Source organism: Arthrobacter sp. SPT-J7 (assembly GCF_059089965.1).
This window is the reverse complement of the sequence record NZ_JBNHFF010000354.1, coordinates 1-2,381: the sequence shown is the minus strand read 5'-3', so window position 1 is coordinate 2,381 and position 2,381 is coordinate 1. Positions and strand designations below refer to the sequence as shown.

Here is a 2,381-nt window from a genome sequence, read left to right as displayed (position 1 = left end):
CGGCCTCCTCGACGGCCGCGGCCGTCCGGTGCGTGGGCTGCCCTCCGCCGTTGTCAACGGTTCCGCAGCAGACGCCGAAGCCGTGTGGCGCGGTGCCTTCCTGGTCCACGGCTCCCTCACCGAACCTGGACGGTCCTCCTCGCTGGAGGTCACCTGCCCGGGACCGGAATCGGCGCTGGCACTGGTAGGTGCCGCCCGCCGCCTGGACATCCAGGCGAAAGCCCGCGAAGTCCGTGGAGTGGACCGGGTGGTTATCCGCGACGGCGACACCATCGCGGCCCTCCTTACCCGCATGGGCGCCCATGATGCGCTGATGGTCTGGGAGGAACGCCGGATGCGCAAGGAAGTACGGGCCACCGCCAACCGGCTTGCCAACTTTGACGACGCCAACCTGCGCCGCTCTGCCCAGGCGGCCGTAGCGGCCGGGGCCCGCGTGGACCGGGCGTTGGAGATTTTGGGCGACGACGTCCCGGACCACCTGAAGTACGCCGGTGAACTCCGGGTGGCGCACAAGCAAGCCAGCCTGGACGAACTGGGCCGCCTTGCCGATCCGGTGATGACCAAGGATGCCATTGCCGGTAGGATCCGCCGCCTGCTGGCCATGGCGGACAAGCGTGCGCTGGACCTGGGGATCCCCGGGACGGATGCCAATGTGACGCCCGAAATGCTGGACGAGTAACAGCCCCCTAGAATCAAAAAGATTCCGGGTGCCAGACGCCCGGATGCACAATCCGAGAGTTACCAACCGGACTGAGTGTCCACGATATTGGAGGATTTTGTGACCGAGTACGTACTGCCCGAACTCAGCTACGATTACGCTGCCCTGGAGCCGCACATCTCAGCGCGCATCATGGAACTGCACCACAGCAAGCACCACGCAACCTACGTGGCCGGCGCCAACAACGCGCTGGCCCAGCTGGCCGAGGCGCGCGAGAAGGGCGACTTCGCCAACATTAACCGCCTGTCGAAGGACCTCGCGTTCCACACCGGCGGCCACGTCAACCATTCCGTGTTCTGGAACAACCTGTCCCCGGACGGCGGCGACAAGCCCGAGGGTGAGCTGGCGGCAGCCATTGACGACGCTTTCGGCTCCTTCGACGCGTTCCGCGCCCAGTTTTCCGCGGCCGCACTCGGCCTGCAGGGCTCGGGCTGGGGTTTCCTGGCTTACGAGCCGATCGGCGGAAACCTGGTCATCGAGCAGCTGTACGACCAGCAGGGCAACACCGCGCTGGGCACCACCCCGCTGTTGATGCTGGACATGTGGGAGCACGCCTTCTACCTGGATTACGTCAACGTCAAGGCCGACTACGTCAAGGCATTCTGGAACATCGTGAACTGGGCCGACGTCGCCAAGCGCTTCGAAGCTGCACGCACCAACGCCACGGGACTCATCACCCTTCCGTAGTGATCCGCGCTTCACACGTATGTAACAAAGTTCACATTTCAGGGGGTAACCCTCCCGGAATGTGGACCGTCCGCCCCCGCACTTGCGGGGGCGGACCCAGTTAAACGTAAGATAGGTCACGGAAGGCGGTTAGCCTTCAGCAATGAGGCTGGTCGCCCTCCGTCTGTAAATCATCTCTGCCCAATGGCGTGCGGGATCTGTTAGTTGGCTTGAACGCCCGCTCAACTAGTTGTGCTTCTGAAAGCACCAAGGAGACTGAAAAAGTGACGACCCGTATTGGTATCAACGGCTTTGGCCGTATTGGCCGCAACTACTTCCGCGCAGCACTCGCACAGGGCGCGGACCTGGAGATCGTTGCAGTCAACGACCTCACCAGCCCGGAGGCCCTGGCCCACCTGTTCAAGTACGACTCCGTCGGCGGCCGCCTGAAGGAAACCATCGAGGTCAAGGACGGCAACATTGTCGTCAACGGCAACGTCGTCAAGGTCCTGGCAGAGCGCGATCCCGCGAACCTTCCCTGGGGCGAGCTGGGCGTGGACATCGTCATCGAGTCCACCGGCTTCTTCACCAAGGCCGCCGATGCGCAGAAGCACATCGACGCCGGCGCCAAGAAGGTCCTGATTTCCGCCCCCGCCTCGGATGAGGACATCACCATCGTGATGGGCGTAAACCACAAGCTGTACGACAACGCCACCCACCACATCATTTCCAACGCATCCTGCACCACCAACTGCCTGGGCCCGCTGGCCAAGGTGGTCAACGACGAGTTCGGCATCGAGCGCGGCCTTATGACCACCGTCCACGCCTACACTGCGGACCAGAACCTGCAGGACGGCCCGCACAAGGACCTCCGCCGCGCCCGTGCTGCAGCCGTCAACATGGTGCCCACCTCCACCGGTGCAGCCAAGGCAATCGGCCTGGTCCTGCCGGAGCTCAAGGGCAAGCTGGACGGCTACGCCATCCGCGTCCCCGTTCC

3 protein-coding genes are annotated in these 2,381 nt (G+C 64.0%); all 3 read left to right on the top strand.

What is annotated here, in order from left to right:
- On the top strand, window positions 1-679 hold a 679-nt coding region (whiA, locus tag AC5RWX_RS32550), incomplete at its 5' end, for a DNA-binding protein WhiA (RefSeq protein ID WP_494100301.1).
- Between the two features lie 99 nt (window positions 680-778).
- Window positions 779-1,405 carry a superoxide dismutase gene (locus tag AC5RWX_RS32545; RefSeq protein ID WP_102978081.1) on the top strand — a complete coding sequence of 209 codons (627 nt, stop codon included), beginning with the start codon at window positions 779-781 and terminating at the stop codon, window positions 1,403-1,405.
- Window positions 1,406-1,668: 263 nt separating this feature from the next.
- The coding region (locus AC5RWX_RS32540) for a type I glyceraldehyde-3-phosphate dehydrogenase (RefSeq protein WP_494100300.1) at window positions 1,669-2,381 on the top strand (713 nt) is incomplete at its 3' end.